Raw genomic sequence first — 22,751 nt, 5'->3', positions numbered from 1 at the left:
TCAGGGAGTAACGGTTATGCGGCGTTTTCGTGGTTGGGTTGTCGGATTGACCTTAGTAACGTGTGCAGTTCAGGCTCAAACGCCCGCGCCAGACGATCCGCTGCAGGATAGTGGCGGGGCGGCCAATGCGTCGGCCAGCAGCGAAGCACGGGGTGTTTTGCGGGCTCGGGATCAGGCGACGCTCGCCAGCGAGTTGTCCGGGCGGATTGTCGAGTTGCCGTTCAGCGAGGGCGAGTCGTTCAAGAAGGGCGATACCCTGGCGCGGTTCGACTGTTCGGCCTATCAGGCCCAGTTGAATGCCGCGCAAGCCGCCAGCCGTGGCGCCGGTGAAGAACTGGCGCACAACCGGCAACTGGCGGCGCTCAATTCCGTCGGGCGTTTCGAGGTGGCCCGGGCCGAGGCCAAGGTCAGCGAAACTCAGGCGCAATCTCAGGTTTATCAAGTTCAGGTCAAACGCTGCAGCGTGGTTGCGCCGTTCGACGGGCAAGTGGTCGAGCGCAAGGTGCAACGCTACGAAAGCGTGTCGGCCGGGGCTCCGCTGCTCGATGTGGTCGACAACCGCACGCTGGAAATCCATCTGCTGGTGCCCTCGCGCTGGATGGCCAGGCTAAAGCCCGGCCAGACGTTCAGCTTCGTCCCCGATGAGACCGGCCAGCCAATCGACGCCACGGTCAAACGCCTCGGCGCGCGGATCGATGAAGGCAGTCAGACCCTGTTGCTGGTCGCAACACTCCCTGAAGCCAAAGGCCTGCTCGCCGGCATGAGCGGCACCGCGCGTTTTCCGGAGCTCAAGTGAACGCCCCGGTGAGCGGAGCCGCCGAGCAGGTGTTCGCGCGGTTTCTTGATCTCGAACGGCAGACCCGCGCCGCCCGCGATGCGTCGCAACTGGCCTACAGCCTGGTCAATGACGGGCAGTCGCTGTTCGGTTATCGCCATGCGGCATTGCTGATCGCCGGCAAGGTACAGGCCGTGACCGGCGTCAGCGCGGTGGAACCGAATGCGCCGTTCGTGGCGTTCGTCGAGCAGGCGGTGGCGCAGTTGTTCAAGCAGGATGTGTTGAAGGTTGCGCGGGTGATCGCGCCTGAGCGGGTGGGCGAATCGATCCAGGCCGACTGGCGCAGCCTGTCCGCCGCTCAGGTGTTCTGGCTGCCGTTGATCGACCGCGAGGGCGAGGTGTTCGGCGGTTTGTGGCTGGCCCGCGACGTACCGTGGAATCCATCCGAACAAGTGCTGCTATCGCAACTGGGCGACACCTACAGCCACGCCTGGCTGGCGCTGCAACCGCGCAAGCCGTGGCGGCTGCGCTGGACCCGCAAACGCCAGGTGGCGCTGGTCGCGGTGTTGTTGCTTGGCTTGTTGATCCCGGTACGCCAGTCGGTGCTGGCCCCGGCCGAAGTGGTGCCACAGGGCGGTCGTGTGGTGGCGGCGCCGGTGGACGGGGTGATCGCCGAATTTCTGGTCAAACCCAATCAAACCGTGAAAAGCGGCGACCTGTTGCTGCGTTTCGAAAGCACCACCCTCAAGGCCCAGGCCGATGTTGCCGAACGGGCGCTCGGGGTGGCCGAAGCTGAATTGAAAGCCAACTCCCAACGCTCGTTCGCTGACGCCGAATCCAGTTCACGGGTGGATCTGCTGGCCGCCCGCGTCGAGCAGAAACGCGCCGAGCGTGACTACGCTCGCGAACTGCTCAACCGCAGCGAAGTGCGCGCCGAGCGCGACGGCATTGCGGTGTTCGCCGACGCCGAGCGCTGGACCGGCAAACCGGTGCAGACCGGTGAGCGATTGATGGAAATCGCCGACCCGAACCAGGCCGAACTGCGCATCGAACTGGCCGTAGGCGATGCGATTTCGCTGGAGCCGGGCGCCGACATTGCGCTGTTCCTCGACAGCGATCCGCTGCAACGCCATGTCGCCAGACTTGAGCGTTCGGCTTATGAGGCGCAGCCCACCGCCGGCGGCCAACTGGCCTATCGGCTGGATGCGAATTTCACCGACGCACCACCGCGTATTGGTCTGCGCGGCACGGCAAAGATATTCGGCGACCGCGCGCCGCTGGCGCTGTATCTGCTGCGCCGCCCGCTGGCCGGTTTGCGTCAGAGCGTAGGCCTGTAAATGAACCTGCCGAGCCTGCGTGCCGACCTGCAACTGTCGCCCGCGGCGCCGGCGCTGGACGGCTCGCCGCGCTGGACCCTGGCCGACCCGGTGCGCGGGCGCTATTTCAAACTCGGCACGGCGGCGATGCGCCTGTTGCGTCACTGGTCGCTGGGCGATCCCGAGCAAGTGCTGCGCGCCGCCAACCGCGAACCCGGCTTGCCGCTGGACGGCGTCGAACTGGAGCAATTGCTGACGTTTCTGCGTGGGCATGACCTGATCAGCGCCCTCGACGATCAGCAACGCGCCAGTTACCAGCTCAAGGCCCTCGCGCAACGCCAGAGCCTGTGGAAAATCCTGCTGCATCAATACCTGTTTTTCCGCATTCCACTGTGGCGACCGGATGCGTTTCTCAATCGGGCATGGCCGTGGCTGGAGCGCTTCGGGCCAAGGGTGTTGCGCTTCGGTTTGCCGGCGACATTGACGCTCGGGGTGTTTCTGGTCTCGCGGGACTGGCAGCGATTTGTCGGCACCTTTCCGCACCTGTTCAGCCTCGGCGGGGCGATTTCATTCGGTGTGGCGCTGTTCTTCGCCAAGCTCTGCCATGAGTTCGGCCACGCGTTCATGGCCAAGCGCGCCGGGTGTCGGGTGCAGAGCATGGGCGTGGCGTTCATGGTCTTGCTGCCGATGTTCTACACCGACGTCAGCGATGCCTGGCGGGTCAATGACCGACGTGCGCGGCTGCTGATCGGCGCTGGCGGGGTGATGGCGGAATTGCTGCTGGCGTGCATCGCGTTGCTGATCTGGTCGCTGCTGCCCGACGGCCCGGCGCGCACGGCGGCGTTCATGCTCGCCAGTGCAACCTGGATCACCACGCTGGTGGTCAATCTCAACCCGTTCATGCGCTTCGATGGCTACTTTCTGCTCAGCGATTTGTGGGAGGTCGACAACCTTCAGGGCCGGGCCTTTGCCTTTTGCCGCTGGCGCCTGCGTGAAATCTTGTTCGGCTATGGCGCACCGGCGCCAGAGCCTTGGTCGCTGGCGATGCAACGGCGTTTGCTGATCTGGGGGTATGGCTCATGGTTATGGCGTGCGGCGTTGTTTTTCGGGATCGCGCTGGCGGTCTATCACCTGTTCTTCAAGGTGTTGGGGATCTTCCTGATGCTGGTGGAACTGGTGTGGTTCATTTTTTTGCCGATCATGAGTGAGTGGCGCCAGTGGTGGAGCCGCCGCGAACAGGCGCATGGCCCCCGTGTGCTGCTCAGCAGCCTGGCGGTGCTGGGTCTGCTGCTGGTGCTGATCGTGCCGTGGCGCAGCGCGGTCGAACTGCCGACGATGCTTGAGGGCGGTCGAGCCAGTGCGTTGCACGCGCCAGTGGCGGCGCGGGTCAAAACGGTGAAGGTCACGGACGGCCAGAAGGTCGCTCAGGGCGACGTGCTGATCGAGCTTGAGTCGCCGGACCTTGATTCGCGGCAGGCCATCGTCCGCCGGGAAATCCAGATTCAACAGTTGCTGATGCGCCGTCAGGCCGGTCGCAGCGAAACGGCTGCCGACGCCGGCATCGTCGAGCAACGCCTCGCCGAAGCCGTGGCGGAATACCGTGGCCTGAGCGCCCGTCGCGAACGCCTGCTGCTGCGTGCGCCCCATGCCGGCACCGTGCGTGACTTGCTGCCGAACCTGACACCGGGCCGCTGGCTGTCGAGCAAGGATGCGCTGGCGCGGGTGGTCGAGGACGGTTCGCGCCTGCGTGGTTATGTCGCCGAAGCTGAACTGTGGCGGGTCAAACCGGGCGCAACCGGGCGCTTTATCGCCGATGATCCGATGCACCCGGCGATCACCGTGAAGCTCGATGAAATCGATACCAATGGCGTGGCCTATGTCGACCAGGAAGCGCTGACGTCCGATCACCACGGGCCGATTGCCGTGCGCCGCGATCAACAGCAACGGGCGGAACCGGTGCAGGCGCAATACGGCGCGCGATTGACTACGCTGGATCAGCCACCGACGCCGGTGCAACCGTTGCGCGGTGTGGTGGTGTTGCAGGGCAGTGGCGAGTCGGTGCTCGGCGTGGCCTGGCGTCGGTTGGCGGCGCTGGGGGTCAGGGAAAGCGGTTTCTAGGGAGCGTGAACATGGCGGACAACGCAGCAGTGTCGGCAGACGGATTGGTGGTGCGGCCTTCACGAGCCACCGACGGACCGTTTTTGCAAAGCCTCTATCAGTCGGCGCGCCCGGATCTGCAATGGATCGACGGCGAGCAGGAAGTGGTGCAGCACGTGGTCGCGCAGCAATTTCAGGTGCAGGAGCAGGGTGTGGGTGAAAACCATCCCAATGCCATGCACTACGTCGTGGAAAAGCTCGGCACGGCTATCGGCGCGTTGAGCACTGACTTCGGCCCCAACGAAATCCGCGTGTTGTACATCGCCTTCATCCCCCAGGCCCGGGGCAAGGGTTACGGCCGTGCGGTGTTGCAAGGCGTGCAAAAGGCCGCGCAACAAGTCCGCTGCCCGGTGACGACGGTGGTCTGGGCCAACAATCCCCATGCACGCCAGCATTACCTGGCGCTGGGGTTCGCGGTGGAAGAACGCAATCCGGCAGCGGAGCGGTTGGTGTGGTATCCACAGGGTTGAGTCAGATGACCGAGTCGATATCAAAGGTGTGCGGCGCGCCGATCTTGTGGCCGTAGAGCGTCGCCAGCAGCGGATCCTCTTCGGCGGCGTCCGGCGCCATGGCCAGTTGATGTGCGACGAGATTCTCCGGGTGGGCCTTCCAGCGCGGCAGGCTTTCGGCGAGTCGTTCCGGTTGTTCTGACAGTCGCCCGTAAACGTCCTGGGCGACGACACGTTGATGCCGGAATATTTCCAGACGTTTGCGGGTTGCCTCCACTTTATCGACCTCTCGACTCAAGGCTTCGATAGCTTTTTCACTCGCACGGACGTAGGCGTCCGGACGGCTCGACAAATCATTACGCTTGTCCCGTAGCTGTAAAGTGATGCGTTGCAGCGCTTTCTCGACCAAGACGTATTCCTGATCGGTGACCAGTGAGCGCCCTGCCTCCAGCGCCTCCTGCCAACGGCGTAACGCCGCCCAGCACGCCGGAATGTACGCCCCGGTCATCGAGTGGTGCCCGGCGTCGAAGATCTGTTTGAGCAACGTCGGCCGATCCGGCAGACCGTGTCGCTGTCGGATCGCTACATCGCATGCGGCGTGCTGGGTGATGGTGTCGCAACCTGGTTTCCACAGGATCGATGACACTTGCCCACGCCCGAACTCGACCGGCATGGCGTGCCGCAGGCTGCCGTGATGGTCGTAGGCTTCTCCGGTCCAATTGGTGATACCGGCGACGAACACCGACAGACCCACCGGCACATTGACGAACGTCAGCGCCGCCCCGGTGCCGTAGATGTCGGCCTTGGTGTTCATCCAGCTGCCGGGCACGCTGGGCACCGGGTCGTTGTGGTTGACCATGCGGTGATGCACGAGATCGGCTGCGGCCTTCACGAAATCCGCGTCGCCGGCGCGGGGGGCGCCGTAGGTGTAGAGCTGGATGTTGTAGCCCTCGGGCCGACGCCGGAGCATTTCGGACAGCAGCAACGTGATAGCGCCGCCGAGGCTGTGGCCGCAGATCAGGAGGTTCTGGCCGGTGTAGAACTTTTCGAGGTATTTGACGGTGAAGTCGTAGGCTTTCTGCGCTGCTTCATAAAATCCTCGGTGTACCTGGCCGTCGCCTTCCTTGAACGGCACTTGAAGGGCGTCTGCATCACGTAGACCGTCGGCGATTATCTCGGCAGTGCCGCGCACGGCGATCAGGATCAGTTCGTCGTTGTGGGTGATGAAGGCTTGGGTGTCTGTAGACTCATTTCCTTCGTTTCTGTCATCAAGGAAATGAACCTTGGCTGGATGTTCTTGCGACTCCATCCTCTTCGGGTCATTCACTTCGTACAGATCCGAGTCGAATGGAACGATTTCCAGGCGTTTGGAATACGGCACGTCTTCGTACAGAGGGTAATAGGCTTTGATTTGACTTGAGTCGACCCTCCATAGTTCGTCGGATTTGGCCAGGGCATCGCCAAACCAATTGCCCACGCTGGGATGCAAAGGAAAGGTGACCCGATTTTCTTTGATCGGAACGGTTTCCGGTTTCTGGCCGAAGGGGCAGTAACTCAAGGTCGCCATCAATGAAAGCTGGTACAGATTGAGTGCACAGAATTCCTGAGCTGTGGATAACATCGGACGCAACGCGCGTAGCGGGCGCACTTCAAGAACTGTGTGACGTTGCGGCATCAGCGCTACGCCAAGTTTTCCGTGTTCACGCATGATGGCCGCGCACCCGGAATCGAGGGGGTAATCGCGATAAACCTCGGGTGGCAGATGCGAGGCATATCTCACCAGATGGCGGACTTCGACTTGAAAGTAGTCTGAGCCGTCTGCGATCTCGGGTCGCTCCCGTGTGCGGGTGGCATTCAGGTTCAGATAACGAGTTTTTTCGGCGCGTACCTGAAGGTCTGTGATTGGAAGAGGGTAGTGAATTCTTGTCTGCAAATCCTTGTAAAGCTTCTCTGTACCTTCATATTCCTGGCTGAACAAAAGGGCAATCGGCCCGGCAAAATGGCTCTCTACTTTACCGATGCCTGCGGGATCCAGATGCCCGTTGTATTTCATCCCTTCTGAATCCGTTGCGATATACGCGAGCCCGGCATACGGCGCTCCTGAGCCAGATTCATCGATCAGCTGAAAACTGGTCCATCTTCCGCTTTCCGGGCAAGACAGCATGCGGCTACCCAGTGAAGATTGAAGTTCTTTCTCGAGTGATGACATGTTGAACGCTCCTTATTCGGTGCAGGCGGGGTAAATGCTGCAGATGCGGCCATCAGGCATTTTGAATGTGCTGAAGTCGGTGTAATTGCCGTTGCAATAGGCATGCGGATCGTCATATCCATCACCCAGGCATCGCTTCCAGCCATTCGGCATCTTCACCCACGTGTCCCTCCATCCTGGCCGCTCTTCCTTCACCAGCCTGATCTTCATCCTCACGGTTTTGCCCGGAAGTTGATCGTGGGTGTATGCCGCAAACGGGCGCCCCGGCTCTGGCGTACCCAGAGCATTGGTTTCCTTGCAGTCGAGTATTTTTCGCAGGATTCTCGGCTTGCCCGAGGTGCGAAACAGCCACTGGCATTGGCCATGGAAGGTGCTTTCGCCCCGGCTGTCGAAGCTGTTTTTGTAGCGTTCCTCGATATCAGGAAGAACGGCGACTACGGCACTGTCTGCACTGAAGTCGCCGCGAGATTTTCCATAGACCGAATTGATATCGAGGCTGATTCTGCGTATCGCCATCGGGCAGCCACTGATCGTCCGGCGAATAGGGATTTCAAAGGTTGGTTCATACCGTTCACGCCACTTCTGATTGTGTGCTGAGACTGTCTTTCTGCGGTCCGGCACGCTGCACGTTTCGTCTTTGGCGGGTGTGTATTCGACAAAAGCCTGATAGGTAAAACCCGGTGGCAAATCGGCTGTGAAAGTGAATGAATTTGACGGTTCGGTTTTGCAGCCTGCGATGAGGGCAAGGCAACCCATCAAAGTCACATTTAGTATCGCGAGTCTGATCGTCGCGGGGGGCAGTGTTGGAGATTGCAGATCCTTTTCAAATAATTCCATGGCGAGCCCTCCTTACTCCGTGCAACTTGGATAAATAGTGCAGACGCGGCCATCAGGCATTTTGAATGTGCTGAAGTCGGTGTAGTTGCCGTAACAAAAGGCGTACTGATCCTCAAAGTTGTCACCCATGCACCGTTTCCAGCCGTTTGGAAACTTGACCCATGTGTCTCTGATGTAAGGTTGTTCTTCCCTTGCTAGCTTGATCTTCATCCTCACGGTTTTGCCCGGAAGTTGATCGTGGGTGTATGCCGAAAACGGGCGCCCCGGCTCTGGCGTACCCAGAGCATCGGTTTCCTTGCAGTCGAGCAGTTTTCTTAAAATTCGCGGCTTACCGGAGGTGCGAAAAAGCCACTGGCATTGACCGTAGAAGGTGCTTAAACCCCGTTCGTTGAAAGTGCCTTTGTAGCGATCGTCCAATTCAGACCGTATAACAACCGCTGCACTATCAGCGCTGATGTCGCTCCAGTCCTTCCCATAGGCGGCTCTGATGTCCAGATCAATTCGACGTATAACCATCGGGCAACCATTGATGGTCTTTCGGATGACAATTTCGGAAACAGGCTCGTACTTTTCTCGCCAGTTCCTGTTGAATCTGTTGGCTGTCTTGCGAAGGTCTATGGCTTTGCAGGTTTCACTACTATTTATCGGCTCATATTCTGCGAGAGCCTCATAGGCGAACCCTGGCGGTAACTCTGCCGTGAATTTGAAGGTGTTGGGCGGTTCGGTCCTGCAGCCTCCCAGTGCCGCGAAACAGCCGATCAGACCGAGGCTTTTGAGCGGAATTTTCATGATGGCGTCTCCCCGTTCCAGTGCTTCGAGAGCTGGTAAACCCGATCAAAGTGTTCATCCGGCGTTTCGTCCGGTCGGGCTTGCCAATGGGGCGCGAGATTCGGAGTTTGCAGGCTCTGGACCAGCAGAAACTCCAGCCGCTCCGGCGCCAGCCAGCCCCAGGCTTCGGCCAGTTCCAGTCGTTCACGCAGCCAGACATGCGGATCCTGAGCGCACGCCAACGCGGAATAAGCCTGCACATGCCCGGCCAGCAGAAAGCGGTGGGCATTGGCCAGGCGAATCGCCATGGCTTGCTCATCAGGCATCGGCAGTTGCAGCCACGGTGGCGCGGCCGGCACGGGGTAGCTGCCCGGCGCGGGGTTATCGGTCATCTGCCAGTGCGAGCCCTGCCAATGGCAAACGCTGATCGCCGGCCCCAGATACGCCGGCAAAGCATCCACCGGTAGATGCTCCAGCGCCCGGGCCAGCACCCGGTTGTCGTGAAAGCGGTACAGCGCCTGATGCGGACGGGCGCCGACGATCAGCCGGTCCTGCCAGTGCCGGACCCAGGTCTTCAGCTCATCTTTGCCCAGGCTGGCGAACCATCCCCAATGGCTGTCCGGCCTGTCGAGCAGGGCGTCGAGACGACGGTCGTCGGGTTGATCGAAGGTGAAGAGGAACGGGCCGGTGTCTGCCAGTTCGGCGACTACGGTTTCGCTGTAGAGGCTGGCGTATTGCTCGTAACGGCTGCTTTTCAGCCAGCGCTGGCGCATGTCGCGCTCGTTCTGCGAGTCGAGGACCAGGCACAGGAGGCAACCGGCGCGGTGTTGTTCGATCAGCCAGCGTCGTACAAGGGCGTCGGTCATGCGGCAGCCTCCGGGATCGGGCACGCACCTGTGCGGCAGGCTTCGCAGATCGGGCAGAAATCCGCGCCCAGGGTTTTGCTGGCGGTCATCAATGCCTGTTGCGAGGGTGCGACCAATGGCGGCAAAGGTGCGGGAGCCGACAGGTCTTCAATACCGTCGGGCTGCAACAGCGGGGCTCGTAGCGAGGGCACCGGTGCGCCGCCGATCAGCAGGTCGCTGCTGCCGTAAAGGCCGCTGTGGTCGAGGACAAAATGCTCGCCACCGACCTTCAGGCTGATGCTTTTTCCGGCTTCCAGCACCAGATGTTCGCCGGCGCTGAAGCACATTTGCCCGGCGGCTTCGGCCGTCAGCGATTGACCGGTCTTGATGTGGCTGCTTCCGCCGACATGCAGGTAGTCGCTGGCCTTGAGCCGGGTCTTGCGATCACCGGCGACGGTGCGGTGTTCCTCGGCATGCAGCACGCTGAAGCTGTTGCCCCGGACGGTTTCCCGCCGTTGGTTGCCGATTTCCAGATGACTGTCGTTCTCGACCTTCAGCTGAAGATCGCGCTGGGCGCGCAGGTAAATCTGTTCCTGGCCTGCGCGGTCTTCGATCATCAGCTCGTTGAATCCCGCGCTGTCCGGCGAGCTGCGGGAGCGAAACACGCTGCGGGTCTTGTGCATCGGCAGCTCGTAGGGCATCGGGTTGGCGCTGTTGGTCAGGCAGCCGCTGATCACCGGATGGTCGGGATCGCCGTGGAGAAAGGTCACCAGCACTTCCATGCCTACGCGCGGGATGATCACGCTGCCATGGGCATTGCCGGCCCAGCCCGAGGCCACCCGCAGCCAGCAACTGCTCTTGTCGTTATGACGGCCCTCGCGATCCCAGAAGAACTGCACCTTGACCCGGCCATACCGGTCGCAATGGATGTCTTCGCCTTCCGGGCCGGTGACCACAGCGGTCTGGGTCGAGCCGATGCGGGGTTTGCGAAAGCGCAACGGCGGGCGGTAGATCGCCTCCCAGGGCGTGGCCTTGAAGTGGTTGCGATAGCCCTGAATGAAGTCCTTCTCCGGGCTGAGTGGCGTGTGGCTGCCGGTTTCCTCCAGCACTTGCGGTTGCTTGCCCTCGTGCCGGATTTCGGTCAGCAGCCACAAGTCGTTCAATGCCGGATCGGGATGTTCGGTCAGTGACAGAAAATGTCCCGACACCAGCGCCGGTTCGTTGCTGTCGCCTTCGCCCAGGCAGTCATCGGCGCGCTGGCGCTCCAGGGCCCGCCGGGCCAACCGCTTGCCGTGCTCGCGGACGAGGTAGCGTCCCGGATACTCGTACACCTCAAGCTCTGGCTGAAGGTGTTGATCAGGTTTTCGGGCATCCGCTTCCAGCGCCATCCGCGCCTTTTTAAAGTCATAGGCGCGGCTGGAGGCATGGTTGGGCCGGGTTTCGAGACGGTAGTCGAAACGCTGGATCACCGGCCTGTCGGCGACCATGGCGTTGTGGGGTTTGAAGCGTGTTGGCCGAGAGAGGCGGGGAAACACGGTCTGATCGTCGCCAAATACCAGCAGGTGCCTGTCGCGGCTGTGTCGGAAGTGGTAGTGCAGGCCGTCTTCCTGACACAGGCGCTGGATGAAGTGCAGGTCCGATTCGTTGTACTGCACGCAATATTCACGATCCGGCAACGGCTCGCCGAGCTTGAACTGGTAGAGGTCAGCGTGAATGCCATGTTCTTCGAGAATCTGCGCGAGGATTCGTGGCACGCTCAGGTTCTGGAAAATCCGTTGATTGATGCGATGACGCAGATTGGCCAGCCGAGGGGCCAGGGTCGGGCTGTATCGCGTCAATCGCTTGCCGATGTTTCCCCGAGCGATGTGCTGGACCTGTCCGTGGATGCCGTGGCCCTGGTCATCGAAAGCAAGAAAGGCCTGTTGGTGCATCAGGCCTGGAAGATCGGCATCCGGTCTGGTGCTGACCAGCTCGACCTCGAAGGCAAAGGGTTCGCTGACGGCTTCGGTGCCGGTGAAGGAAAGCACCTGAAAATCGTGTTTAAAATCGTCGGTCGTGAGGCGAAAACGAGCATTGGCATTGAACATCCGTTGTTCCTTGTCCTGTGACGGATTCGGAACAACGCTATCAAGGTGAATCGCGAAATGATGTCGGATATTTCCCAATAAAATGGGTTGAAGTGCCCGGACTACAAGGGGCCGGCCTTGTTCCTACATCTTTTTCCTACAGGGCTTCGCGCAGATTTTGTAGGGCGCCGGTAGCGCATCAGTTGAAGGAAATACAGAAGTAGCCCAATTGCGGATCTCGCCCCATCGCCGGCACCCGTGACACGAAGATGTCCTCTACCCGTCCGAGTTCCGGCAGTTCCAGTGCGCACAAACCGTCGACAAACTCGGTCGGCACCAGGCTGTTGAATTCAAGGCAGAAGGGCATGCGTTCGCTGAAGCGGGTTTTCGCCGCAGGAACTTCTTCGAGGTATTCGATCTGAATCGGCAGCGCTGTGCCGTCCGGCAGGTGCAGCGTGTGTTGTTGTCCCAGCAATGCCTGGGCGTGTTGGATCTGAACCGCTTGCAGCATGGTCTGACTCCAGTGACGAGAGAAACGGCCGGGGGCCCGAAGCCCCCGGCGGTTGTTCAGTTGCGCGAAGGGAAGAGGCCGTTCAGGGCAACGCTGAAGTTGAGGACCAGGAAGGGGTTCATGATGCCCAGCGGCTGACTGCCGCCGGTGGAGGAAATGTCCCCGGTGACGGTGGTGGTCAGGCCTTTGATCGGAATCGGCGTGGCGCCTTGGGCGTCGGAGTAGATATTCGCCGAGCCTGGGCCGCCACCGGAGGCGCCGATGTAGGAGTTGGTGGCGGTTGGCGTGGTCGCCGGATTGCTCGCGGGTACGGCCAGTTTCAAGGCCGTATTGGCGGTGAGACCGGTCATGGCGTGCGTATGATTGGGCATGTTGGCAATGGTGGCGGTGACACTTTCGGTACCGGACACTTCACCGATGACACGCGGCGTCAGCCCCAGTCCGGCCCCCTGAGCGACCATCGTGCGCCCTTGCAGATTGGGCAACTGAAAGTTGGTCGTGCCATTGCCGCCGTAGTAGGTACCCAGCAAGGCAAACAATGCCTGGTATTGCGAGATGCCCAGGATTTGTCCATTACACAAGGCCCAGCCGCTGGGAGCGAAGTTGAAGGCGAACGGTTGAATCGTACCCATAAAGACTTCCATGGTTCCTCATCCTTCTGTTATGTGGTCGGCGCGCCGCGCGGTAGCCTCTACTGCCGGGCAGGTCGAAACGCTTTACTGACTCCTTCCATTTGCGCGGGCAGGTCACGCCAAGCCGTAGCGTAGACCCGGATCGACGGACTTGCCGGACGTCGTCGTGGCCGCGCGTCGGCTTCAGCTCTGGCCTACAGTGTGCGCAATGAATGGCGCTGTTTTTTTACTCGGAATACCGTAAGGGAAGGTTGATGGAAGCGCGTCGCGAGACTCCGCTGGGGGATACCCAGGACCCGTTTGCCGCACCGAATGCCGGTGTCCGGCGTTTGCTGCGCTGGGCTCGCCAGCAGTGGCTGATACCGATTTTGCTGTTGGCGACGGTCGTGCGTTTTTATGACCTGACCGCTGCCGCGATCTGGGGCGACGAAGGCTCCAGCCTGCTGCTGGCGAACTATTCGCTGGGCGGCATCTGGGAGCATGCGGCGTTCGATGTGCATCCGCCGTTTTACTTCATGCTGCTGCATGGCTGGATCGGGTTGTTCGGCGACGGCATCCTGTCGATCCGCAGCCTCAGCGCCCTGGCCGGCATCGCCACGGTCGGGCTGGGTGTGTGCCTGGTCGACCGTCTGGCCACCCGCCGCGCCGCGATCATCGCCGGGGTGCTGCTGGCGCTGCTGCCGACGGCGGTGCGCTACAGCCAGGAAGTGCGCATGTACTCGCTGCTCGGCCTGCTGCTGATCGGCACCACCCTGGCGTTGATCTGCTGGATCAGGCGCCCGCAGCGTCGCCGGTATCTGCTGATCTATGCGCTGCTGATGACCGCCGCGTTGTACACCCATTATTTCGCCGTGCTGGCTGCGTTGAGCCACTGGCTGTATCTGGGGCTGATCCGCTTGCTGCCGGGTTATCGCCTGCGGCATCTCCAGCGCAAGGACTGGTGGCTGGCTAACCTGGCCATTGTCGTGCTCTACCTGCCGTGGTTGCCGAACCTGCTCGGTCTGATGCAACACATGGAAGAGCTCAAGGCCGGTGGCGATGTCGGCTGGGAAGATCCGGTGATCCTGTCTTCCCTGCCGTCGATGATCTGGCTGTGGTTGATCCAGAACGATGGTGACCATCTTCCGCTGTTGCTGTTCGGCGGTGTGCCGCTGGCCTTGCTGGTGCTGGCGGGCGTGGCCGTTGCCCGCGACCGCAGCGTGAATCATGGCAGTGTGCTGCTGGCGCTCTACACCGGTGTGCCGTTGTTGCTGGTGTTCGCGGTGTCTTTCATAAGCCCGGTGTTTATCGAGCGTTATCTGACAGCCTATGCGCTGGGATTGCCGATGCTGGCGGGGCTGGCCATCGATCGTTTGTACAGCCATGTTCGTGTGCTCGCGATAGCGGTGCTGGTATCGCTGATCGGTGTCGAGATGATCGGGGTGAACACCAACGCCACGGTCGATCCGAACGACCAGTTCAATGTCATGGTCGATCACATCAACCGCCACTTCGTCAGCGGCGACCGGATCGTCACCAGCGACATGCTCTGGTACTTGAGCTACGTTTACTACAACCGCACGGATGCCCAGATCCGCTTGTATACACCGCCCGCCGCCGATGGCCGTTCGACGCGTCCGAACCACTATGGTTTCGGCACGCTGGTGTCCGATGAGGTCTATCTGGATCGGCTGGGGGACCTGCCGAAGGACAGCGCTCGAGTCTGGCTGATCGGTGATCTGGATGTGGATGTACCCGATCCATTCGTACCCTTGCCGCCGACCTGGGAATTGCGTGACCAGACCCACGCCGGTGGAGCGAAAGCGCGACTTTTTTCGCTGAAAACAGCGCAAGGAACAGAAGCCAGATGACTTAAACGCTTCACCTTTTTATTCGCGATAAAAATGGATTTTAATAATCCGTTTTGCTCTATTTTGATATCAAAACACTACTAGTCGAAAGGGTATTGTTGGACTACGCTCGTCGGACAAAGGGACTTACAAATACGGTGAAGGGATGCAGCAGTTCCACTTTATCTCCGGCTTGCCGCGCTCGGGCTCGACCCTGCTTTCTGCGATCCTTCTGCAGAATCCGCGCTTTCATGCCGGCATGACCAGCCCGGTCGGCGCACTGTTCTCCGGTGTCCTTGAACAATGCAGCGCCGGCAGCGAATTCGGCGCGGTGATCGACACCGAGATGCGCCGTCGCCTGCTGCGCGGGCTCTTCGATTCCTACTACGCCGACAAGGCCGACAAACCGGTGGTGTTCGACACCAATCGGCAGTGGAGCTCACGCCTGCCGGCCATCAGCGACCTGTTTCCCCAAGCCAAAGTCATTGCCTGCGTGCGCAACGTCGCCTGGGTGATGGACAGCCTGGAACGGCTGTACCGCGCCAATCCCTATGAAAACACCAAGCTGTTCGGCGATGCCGTCGAGCGCAACACGGTCTACAGCCGCTGCGAAACCCTGGCCCAGCGCAACCGCCTGGTGGGATTCGCCTGGGCGGCGCTCAAGGAAGCCTATTACGGCGAGCACGCCGATTCGCTGTTGATCGTCGATTACGACTTGTTGACCCAGGCCCCGGAGCGCGTGCTGCGGCTGGTCTACGACTTCATTGGCGAACCCTGGTTCGAACACGATTTCGAACACCTGGCCTATGACGCGCCAGAGTTCGACCAGGCCCTTGGCGTGGCCGGCCTGCACAAAGTCAAACCCAAGGTCGCCCTGCAGTCCCGGCGCACGATTCTGCCGCCGGACCTGTTCAAGCAATACGCCGATTTGTCCTTTTGGCTCGATGGCTCAGCCAGCGCTGCCAATGTCATTCGTATGAAGTCCGACGCCGCGATCAGTTGATCGCGGCGTTTTTCATTGATGCGTTACAACTGTTCGAGTCCGGGTGAGCAACATGTGGTGGAGCAAGCAAAAGTCGCGGGTAACCGAAGGCCAACGGACGCTGGCTGCGCCGCTGATCATGTCGCTGGAACCGCGCATGCTGTTCGACGGTGCCGTCGCGGCCACTGTCGCTGATACAGCCGCCCAGGCCGACAGCCACCCCACCGCCGATGCAGCCAAGGCGCCGACGGCCGATCATCCGGTGGCCAGCAAGGACACCCACGGCCAGGCTGATGCCACGCCTGCCGCCAGCCCTGTCGCGGTACCGGGCCAAAGCGTGGTGTTCGTCGATGCCCGGGTCAAGGATGCCGACAGCCTGCTCAAAGGCGTCGCTCCCGGCACGCAAGTGGTCAAGCTCGATGCCAGCAAGGATGGTTTGCAGCAGATCGCCGATTACCTCGACCAGCACTCGGGCGTCAGCTCGGTGCAGATTATTGCCCACGGCAACGCCGGTGACCTGTGGCTCGGCAACAGTTACCTGTCGGCGGACAACGTCGCGCAGCGCAGCGCGGTGCTGGCGGAAATCGGCAAGGACATGAACGTCGGTGGCGACATCCTCATTTACGGCTGCTACACCGCCGAGGGTGACCGAGGCCTGAGCTTCGTCGACTCGCTGGCACAATTGACCGGCCGCGACGTGGCGGCATCGAACAACCGCACCGGTGTGGGCGGCGACTGGGATCTGGAAATCGCCACGGGCAAGATCGAGAGCGCCAACGTGCTGTCGACCCTGTCGATGAGCGAATACCAGTGGGGCCTCGCCACCTGGACCGCCACCAACAACGCGAACACCGGGGTCGGCTCGCTGCGCGCAGCGTTGGCCTCGGCGCAGAACGGCGACATCGTGACCTTCGGCACCAGCATGACGGTGCAGCTCACTTCGGAGTTGTTGATCAACAAGAACATCACGGTCGATGGCGACCTGAACAACGACGGTGTCGCCGACGTCACGCTCGATGGCCAGTACAAGACCCGGGTGGTGGAAATTACCTCCGGCAGTACGGTAACGCTCGATGGCCTGGTCATCACCCGGGGCCTGGTCTCGGGCAACGGTGGTAATGGCGGCTACGGCGCAACCGGCGCCATGGGCGGCGGGATTTTCAACGCCGGTATCCTGACCCTGAATAACGTTTCGGTCACGGGTAACGCGGCGGCCGGCGGTGGCGGCGGCGGCGGTGTCACGGGCGCCAACTACGGCGGCGGTGGCGGCGGTGGCGGTGGCCTAGGCGGTCAGGGCGGCGGCCATGGCGGCACTGCCGGGCCAGGCACCGGTACGCTAGGCGGCCAGGCCGGCAGCGGCGGTGTCGGCGGCTACGGCGGTGGCTATGACGCAACGCACATGGGCGGACGCGGCGGCTCGACCACCGGCGGCGCCGGCGGTGTGGGCGTGTCCTATTACAGTAACGGCGGCAACGGCGGCACGGCCAACAACGGCACCATTTCCATTGGCGGCGGCGGTGGCGGCTCCGGTTGGGACAAGGTCGGCGGCGTCGGCGGCAACGCGGCCGGCGGCATTTACAACGCCTCGACCGGCACCCTGAAAATCGTCGGCACCTCGGTCATCAGCAACAACATCGGTGCAGGCGGCGGGGGTGGTGGCGGCAGCGGCCAGGGCAGCAACAACCTGAACGGCGGCGACGGTGGTCGGGGGGTCGGTGCGATCTGGAACCAGGGCGGCACGGTACTGATCACCGCCGCCAACTTCAGCGCCATCAGCGGCAACGCGGCCGGCAGCGGCGCCGGCGGTACGGAACTGGGCGGCGGCGTGACGGGCTCTGTACCGTTGGCCTTCGCGGCGATCTACAACAATGGCGGCACGCTCAATACCGCCTATGTGGAACCACCGACCGCGACCATCGTGATGTCGGACACAGCCCTGAAAATCGGCGAAACCTCGCTGGTGACCATCACCTTCAGCCGGGCAGTCACCGGGTTTACCAACGCCGACCTGACCATCGCCAACGGCACGCTGACATCGGTCAGCAGCAGCGACGGCGGCCTGACCTGGACCGCGACCTTCACGCCAACCAACAACATTACCGACAGCACCAACCTGATCACCCTCGACAACACCGGGGTGACCGCGATCAGCGACGGCGTGGCGGGCGTCGGCACGACCAATTCCGTCAACTACGCGATCGATACCGCACGGCCGACCGTGACCATCGTGATGTCCGATACGGCATTGAAGATCGGCGATACGTCGCTGGTGACCTTCACCTTTAGTGAGGCGGTGACCGGTTTCACCAACGCCGACCTGACCATCGCCAACGGCACATTGACGGCGGTGAGCAGCAGCGACGGTGGCATCACCTGGACCGGAACATTTACCCCGAGCGCCAGCATCACCGACACCACCAACCTTATCTCCCTGGACAACACCGGTATTGCTGACCTTGCCGGCAACGCCGGCAGCGGCACGACGGATTCGGCCAATTACGTGATCGATACCGTGCGGCCGACAGCGACCATTGTCGTTGCCGACACCAATCTGGCGGCGGGTGAAACCTCGCTGGTGACCATTACCTTCAGCGAAGCGGTCAGCGGCTTCACCACCGCCGACATGACGGTGGCCAATGGCACCCTGAGCGGTCTGAGCAGCAGCGACGGCGGCATTACCTGGACCGCCACGCTGACGCCGACCGGCAGCATCACGGACACCACCAACCTGATCACCCTGGATAACACCGGGGTCGTCGATCTGGCCGGCAACGCCGGCAGCGGCTCCACCAACTCGAACAACTACGCCATCGACACCGCGCGGCCGACCGCGACCATCGTGGTGGCTGACAACGCTCTGAAAATCGGCGAAACCTCGCTGGTGACCATCACTTTCAGTGAAGCGGTGACCGGTTTCACCAACGCTGATCTGACCATCGCCAATGGCACGTTGACGGCGGTCAGCAGCAGCGACGGCGGCATCACCTGGACGGCAACGTTCACGCCGACCGCCAGCATCACTGACGCGACCAACCTGATCACCCTGAACAACACCGGCATCGCTGACCTGAACGGCAACGCCGGCAGCGGCACGACCGATTCAAACAATTACGCGATCGACACCCAGCGTCCCACCGCGACCATCGTGGTGGCTGACAACGCTCTGAAAATCGGCGAAACCTCGCTGGTAACCGTCACCTTCAGCGAAGCGGTGACCGGTTTCACCAACGCCGACCTGACCATCGCCAACGGCACGTTGTCGGCCGTCAGCAGCAGCGACGGCGGCATTACCTGGACCGCGACGTTCACCCCGAGCGCCAACATCACCGATGCCACCAACCTGATTACGCTGGATAACACCGGTATCGCTGACCTGGCCGGTAACGCCGGCAGCGGCACCGTCGATTCCAACAACTACGCCATCGATACCCAGCGTCCGACCGCGACCATCGTGGTCGCTGACAGCAACCTCACGGCCGGTGAAACGACTCTGGTGACTTTCACCTTCAGCGAAGCGGTGACCGGTTTCAGCAATGCCGACATTGTGGTTGCCAACGGCACCCTGACGGCGGTCAGCAGCAGCGACGGCGGCATCACCTGGACAGCAACGTTCACGCCGAACGTGGGCATCAACGACGCGACCAACGTGATCGGCCTGGCCAATACCGGCATCGCCGACCTGGCGGGCAACGCCGGCAGCGGCACGACCAACTCCAACAACTACACCATCGACACCGTGCTGCCGACCGCTACCATCATCATTTCCGACAACTCACTGAAAATCGGCGAGACCTCGCTGGTGACCATCACGTTCAGCGAGGCGGTCACCGGTTTCACCAACGCCGACCTGACCATCGCCAACGGTACGTTGACGGCGGTCAGCAGCAGCGACGGCGGCATCACCTGGACGGCAACGTTCACGCCGACCAGCAACATCAACGACGCCACCAACCTGATCGTCCTGGACAATACCGGCGTACAGAACCTGTCGGGCAACGCGGGTAGCGGCACCACCGATTCGAACAATTACGCGATCGATACCGTGCGTCCGACCGCCACCATTGTGGTCGCCGACACCGCGCTCGGCATCGGCCAGACCAGCCTGGTGACCATCACCTTCAGCGAAGCGGTGACCGGTTTCACCAACGCCGACCTGACCATCGCCAACGGCACGTTGTCGGCCGTCAGCAGCAGTGATGGCGGCATTACCTGGACGGCGACGTTCACGCCGGCAGCCGGTATCACCGACACCACCAACATCATCACACTCGACAACACCGGTATCGCCGATCTGGCGGGCAACGCCGGCAGCGGCACCACCGATTCCAACAACTATGCGATCGACAGCCAGCGCCCGACCGCGACCATCGTGCTTTCCGACAGCAGCCTCAGCGCCGGTGAAACCTCGCTGGTGACCATCACGTTCAGCGAAGCGGTGAGCGGTTTCACCAATGCCGACCTGACGATTGCCAACGGTACGCTGACGGCCGTGAGCAGTAGCGACGGCGGCATCACCTGGACGGCGACGTTCACCCCGAACGTGGGCGTCAACGACGCTACCAACGTGATCGCCCTGGCCAACGCCGGGGTCGCCGACCTGGCCGGCAACGCCGGCAGCGGAACCACCAGCTCGGCCAATTACACCATCGACACCGTGCTGCCGACCGCGACCATCATCGTGGCCGACCCCAGTCTGAAGATCGGCGAGACCTCGCTGGTGACCATTACCTTCAGCGAGGCGGTGACCGGTTTCACCAACGCCGACCTGACGATTGCCAACGGCACGTTGTCGGCAGTCAGCAGCAGCGACGGCGGCATCACCTGGACGGCCACCTTCACGCCGACCACCAACATCACCGATGCCACCAACCTGATTACGCTGGACAACGCCGGTGTTCAAAACCTGTCGGGCAATGCCGGCAGCGGCACCACCGATTCGAACAATTATTCGATCGATACGGTGCGCCCGACCGCCACTATCGTAGTGGCTGACACCGCACTCGGCGTCGGCCAGACCAGTCTGGTGACCATCACCTTCAGCGAAGCGGTGACTGGTTTCACCAATACCGACCTGACCATCGACAACGGCACGCTGAGTGCGGTGAGCAGCAGCGATGGCGGCATCACCTGGACGGCCACCTTTACCCCGGCGGCCGGTATCACCGACACCACCAACATCATCACGCTGGACAACACCGGCATCGCCGACCTTGCGGGCAACGCCGGCAGTGGCACCACCGACTCCAACAACTACGCGGTCGACAGTCAGCGCCCGACCGCGACCATTGTCATGAGCGACTCCAGCCTGCGGCCGGGTGAAACGTCGCTGGTGACCATCACGTTCAGCGAGGCCGTGACCGGATTCGACAATTCCGACCTGAGCGTCGCCAACGGCACGTTGAGCAACGTCAGCAGCAGCGACGGCGGCATCACCTGGACGGCCACGTTCACGCCAAACATCGGTGTGACCGACCTCACCAACCTGATTGTCCTGAACAACACCGGCATCACCGACCTGGCCGGCAACACCGGCACTGGCACCACCAGTTCGGCCAACTACCAGGTGCAGACCCTGGTGCCGACCGCCACCATCGTGGTTGCCGACACTTCGCTCAAGGCCGGGGAAACCTCGTTGGTGACCATCACCTTCAGCGAAGCGGTGAGTGGTTTCGACAACAGTGACCTGAGCATTGCCAACGGTACGTTGAGCAATGTCAGCAGCAGCGACGGCGGTATCACCTGGACCGCGACCTTCACGCCGACGGCCAATATCTCTGACGCCACCAACCTGATCACCCTGAACAACGCCGGGGTGGCCAACCTGTCGGGCAACAGTGGCATCGGCAACACCGATTCCAACAACTTCGCCATCGACACCGCGCTGCCGACCGCCACCATCGTGGTCGCCGACAACCGGCTGGGCATCGGTGAAACCACCACCGTGACCATCACCTTCAGCGAAGCGGTGAGCGGCTTCGACCTGTCCGACATCAGCGTCGCCAACGGTGCGCTGTCGAACCTGACCAGCAGCGACGGCGGCGTGACCTGGACGGCGACCTTCACGCCAACAGCCGGCGTCAACGACGCGACCAACCTGATCCTGATCGACACCGCAGGTGTCCAGGATCTGGCCGGCAACCTTGGCGCGAGCATCGCCATCTCCAATAACTACATCCTCGATGCGACCCGGCCGACGGTGAACATCGTGGTCGCCAACCCGCATCTGGGCATCGGCCAGAGCACCACGGTGACTTTCACCTTCAGTGAGGCAGTGAGCAATTTCGACCTGTCCGACCTGAGCGTGACCAACGGTGACCTGAGCAACCTGACCAGCAGCGATGGCGGCAAGACCTGGACCGCGACCTTCACGCCGACCGCGAATGTCACCGACCCAAGCAATTTCATTGCCCTGGACACCAGCAACGTCACCGACCTGGCGGGCAACGTCGGCAGCACGGTGGCGGTGTCGAACAACTATGCCCTCGACAGTGAGCGGCCGACCGCCACGGTAGTGGTCGCCAACCCGAACCTGGGCGTCGGCCAGACCTCGCAGGTGATCATCACCTTCAACGAAGCGGTGACCGGTTTCGATCTGTCAGACCTCAGCGTGGCCAACGGCACCTTGTCCAACCTGAGCAGCAGCGACGGCGGCAAGACCTGGACTGCGACCCTGACGCCGAACGCCAACGTCAACAGCGCCAGCAATGCGATCAGCATCAACAGTGCCGGGGTCAGCGATCTGTCCGGAAACAGCGGCAGTGGTGTCAGCAGTTCCGGCAACTACGTGATCAATACAGTACCGGCAGTGTCACCGACTTCACCGTCAGTCGTGGTGACGCCGGATCCGGAGTTCCGCAGCAGCGATCCGGTCGTGCAGCCGCCACCGCCGAACGTCCCGCTGCAACCGATCGTCTTCATGCCGCCCACCGGCAACCTCGGTTCACCGCTGACTTTCGCACCGTTGTTCGAACAGCGGGTGATCGGCGACGGCATCCGTCCGCTGGGCGATATTTTCATCAACCAAGGTGCGTTGAGCCCGAGTTTCATTGCCCAGGTCTTCACCAGCAGCGACAGCAGCGGTGACGGTTCCGGCCATGGTTTCCTCGGATTCGGCGGTGGTGATGGCGGGGTATTCGGCAGCAGCACGCTGTCGAGTCTGTTCAACCAGGACAGCGCCGCCGAGCGGGGTTCGCTGAACGCTTTCGACAGCCACTCGATCCGGGGCGGCGACGTGTCCCAGGGCCTGCGCGGTGTGTTCGGCGCGCCGACCCTGGGCCAGCAACTGCAAGAGATCAAGGACAGCGAGCAGCACCGGGTGGACAACCTGGCGGCGGCTCTGCAACAGGTCGGCATCAGCGAAATGCCGGCCTGACAA

At 61.9% G+C, this 22,751-nt stretch carries 14 protein-coding genes; 7 read left to right on the top strand and 7 right to left on the bottom strand.

The features are described from left to right. Positions 1 to 16: 16 nt before the first annotated feature. From AC1RME_RS13300 to AC1RME_RS13285, 4 genes are read left to right on the top strand one after another with little or no spacing between them, the layout of a single operon-like run. Positions 17 to 796 (top strand): efflux RND transporter periplasmic adaptor subunit, encoded by a 780-nt coding sequence (locus AC1RME_RS13300; RefSeq protein ID WP_096823029.1) that lies wholly within the window; start codon positions 17 to 19, stop codon positions 794 to 796. Next, a complete protein-coding gene (locus tag AC1RME_RS13295; protein ID WP_096823028.1) occupies positions 793 to 2,112 on the top strand; it encodes an efflux RND transporter periplasmic adaptor subunit in 1,320 nt (439 codons plus the stop codon). Before AC1RME_RS13300 ends, AC1RME_RS13295 begins: the two co-directional genes overlap by 4 nt. Next, entirely contained in the window at positions 2,113 to 4,209 is a 2,097-nt protein-coding gene (locus AC1RME_RS13290) for a site-2 protease family protein (protein WP_096823027.1), read from the top strand. A gap of 11 nt (positions 4,210 to 4,220) precedes the next feature. Beyond that, positions 4,221 to 4,718, top strand: a complete 498-nt coding sequence (locus AC1RME_RS13285) for a GNAT family N-acetyltransferase (RefSeq protein ID WP_096823026.1) — start codon at positions 4,221 to 4,223, stop codon at positions 4,716 to 4,718. A gap of 1 nt (position 4,719) precedes the next feature. Here AC1RME_RS13285 and AC1RME_RS13280 read toward each other — a convergent pair whose 3' ends face one another. The 7 genes from AC1RME_RS13280 to AC1RME_RS13250 form a co-directional block, all read right to left on the bottom strand. Next, entirely contained in the window at positions 4,720 to 6,906 is a 2,187-nt protein-coding gene (locus AC1RME_RS13280) for a lipase family protein (protein ID WP_096823025.1), read from the bottom strand. 12 nt (positions 6,907 to 6,918) lie between these two features. Next, complete coding sequence (locus AC1RME_RS13275) at positions 6,919 to 7,743, bottom strand: hypothetical protein (RefSeq protein ID WP_255261979.1); 825 nt, start codon at positions 7,741 to 7,743, stop codon at positions 6,919 to 6,921. 12 nt (positions 7,744 to 7,755) lie between these two features. Then, the gene (locus AC1RME_RS13270) at positions 7,756 to 8,532 is read right to left on the bottom strand and encodes a hypothetical protein (RefSeq protein ID WP_096823024.1); all 777 of its coding nucleotides are present in this window, start codon (positions 8,530 to 8,532) and stop codon (positions 7,756 to 7,758) included. Then, positions 8,529 to 9,377, bottom strand: coding sequence for a DUF4123 domain-containing protein (locus AC1RME_RS13265; RefSeq protein WP_096823023.1), 849 nt, complete (start codon positions 9,375 to 9,377; stop codon positions 8,529 to 8,531). Before AC1RME_RS13265 ends, AC1RME_RS13270 begins: the two co-directional genes overlap by 4 nt. After that, the gene (locus AC1RME_RS13260; RefSeq protein ID WP_493091374.1) at positions 9,374 to 11,443 is read right to left on the bottom strand and encodes a type VI secretion system Vgr family protein; all 2,070 of its coding nucleotides are present in this window, start codon (positions 11,441 to 11,443) and stop codon (positions 9,374 to 9,376) included. Before AC1RME_RS13260 ends, AC1RME_RS13265 begins: the two co-directional genes overlap by 4 nt. A 178-nt stretch (positions 11,444 to 11,621) precedes the next feature. Further along, the gene (locus tag AC1RME_RS13255) at positions 11,622 to 11,933 is read right to left on the bottom strand and encodes a DUF6916 family protein (RefSeq protein ID WP_096823021.1); all 312 of its coding nucleotides are present in this window, start codon (positions 11,931 to 11,933) and stop codon (positions 11,622 to 11,624) included. A gap of 56 nt (positions 11,934 to 11,989) precedes the next feature. Next, positions 11,990 to 12,577: a phage tail protein gene (locus tag AC1RME_RS13250; protein ID WP_192559447.1), complete on the bottom strand. Its 588-nt coding sequence runs from the start codon at positions 12,575 to 12,577 to the stop codon at positions 11,990 to 11,992. A 242-nt stretch (positions 12,578 to 12,819) separates the two neighbouring features. Here AC1RME_RS13250 and AC1RME_RS13245 point away from each other — a divergent pair, with 242 nt between their 5' ends. From AC1RME_RS13245 to AC1RME_RS13235, 3 genes are all read left to right on the top strand, one after another. Beyond that, positions 12,820 to 14,415, top strand: a complete 1,596-nt coding sequence (locus AC1RME_RS13245; protein ID WP_493091372.1) for a glycosyltransferase family 39 protein — start codon at positions 12,820 to 12,822, stop codon at positions 14,413 to 14,415. Between the two features lie 145 nt (positions 14,416 to 14,560). Then, the gene (locus AC1RME_RS13240; protein WP_096823018.1) at positions 14,561 to 15,397 is read left to right on the top strand and encodes a sulfotransferase family protein; all 837 of its coding nucleotides are present in this window, start codon (positions 14,561 to 14,563) and stop codon (positions 15,395 to 15,397) included. A gap of 52 nt (positions 15,398 to 15,449) precedes the next feature. After that, positions 15,450 to 22,748, top strand: coding sequence for an Ig-like domain-containing protein (locus AC1RME_RS13235; protein ID WP_493091370.1), 7,299 nt, complete (start codon positions 15,450 to 15,452; stop codon positions 22,746 to 22,748). The last annotated feature ends 3 nt before the right edge of the window (positions 22,749 to 22,751 follow it).

The sequence above is a fragment of the Pseudomonas sp. GW822-FHT03F08 genome, from assembly GCF_058801265.1.
The sequence above is the reverse complement of the archived record's forward strand: the minus strand, read 5'-3'. Positions and strand labels throughout refer to the sequence as shown.

What these genes read in the sequence shown, in the direction of transcription:
- AC1RME_RS13250 (WP_192559447.1), bottom strand. Translation starts at nt 12,577, where the DNA reads ATGGAAGTCTTTATGGGTACGATTCAACCGTTCGCCTTCAACTTCGCT.
- AC1RME_RS13270 (WP_096823024.1), bottom strand. Translation starts at nt 8,532, where the DNA reads ATGAAAATTCCGCTCAAAAGCCTCGGTCTGATCGGCTGTTTCGCGGCA.
- AC1RME_RS13290 (WP_096823027.1), top strand. Translation starts at nt 2,113, where the DNA reads ATGAACCTGCCGAGCCTGCGTGCCGACCTGCAACTGTCGCCCGCGGCG.
- AC1RME_RS13255 (WP_096823021.1), bottom strand. Translation starts at nt 11,933, where the DNA reads ATGCTGCAAGCGGTTCAGATCCAACACGCCCAGGCATTGCTGGGACAA.
- AC1RME_RS13260 (WP_493091374.1), bottom strand. Translation starts at nt 11,443, where the DNA reads ATGTTCAATGCCAATGCTCGTTTTCGCCTCACGACCGACGATTTTAAA.
- AC1RME_RS13275 (WP_255261979.1), bottom strand. Translation starts at nt 7,743, where the DNA reads ATGGAATTATTTGAAAAGGATCTGCAATCTCCAACACTGCCCCCCGCG.
- AC1RME_RS13285 (WP_096823026.1), top strand. Translation starts at nt 4,221, where the DNA reads ATGGCGGACAACGCAGCAGTGTCGGCAGACGGATTGGTGGTGCGGCCT.
- AC1RME_RS13280 (WP_096823025.1), bottom strand. Translation starts at nt 6,906, where the DNA reads ATGTCATCACTCGAGAAAGAACTTCAATCTTCACTGGGTAGCCGCATG.
- AC1RME_RS13265 (WP_096823023.1), bottom strand. Translation starts at nt 9,377, where the DNA reads ATGACCGACGCCCTTGTACGACGCTGGCTGATCGAACAACACCGCGCC.
- AC1RME_RS13240 (WP_096823018.1), top strand. Translation starts at nt 14,561, where the DNA reads ATGCAGCAGTTCCACTTTATCTCCGGCTTGCCGCGCTCGGGCTCGACC.
- AC1RME_RS13245 (WP_493091372.1), top strand. Translation starts at nt 12,820, where the DNA reads ATGGAAGCGCGTCGCGAGACTCCGCTGGGGGATACCCAGGACCCGTTT.
- AC1RME_RS13235 (WP_493091370.1), top strand. Translation starts at nt 15,450, where the DNA reads ATGTGGTGGAGCAAGCAAAAGTCGCGGGTAACCGAAGGCCAACGGACG.
- AC1RME_RS13300 (WP_096823029.1), top strand. Translation starts at nt 17, where the DNA reads ATGCGGCGTTTTCGTGGTTGGGTTGTCGGATTGACCTTAGTAACGTGT.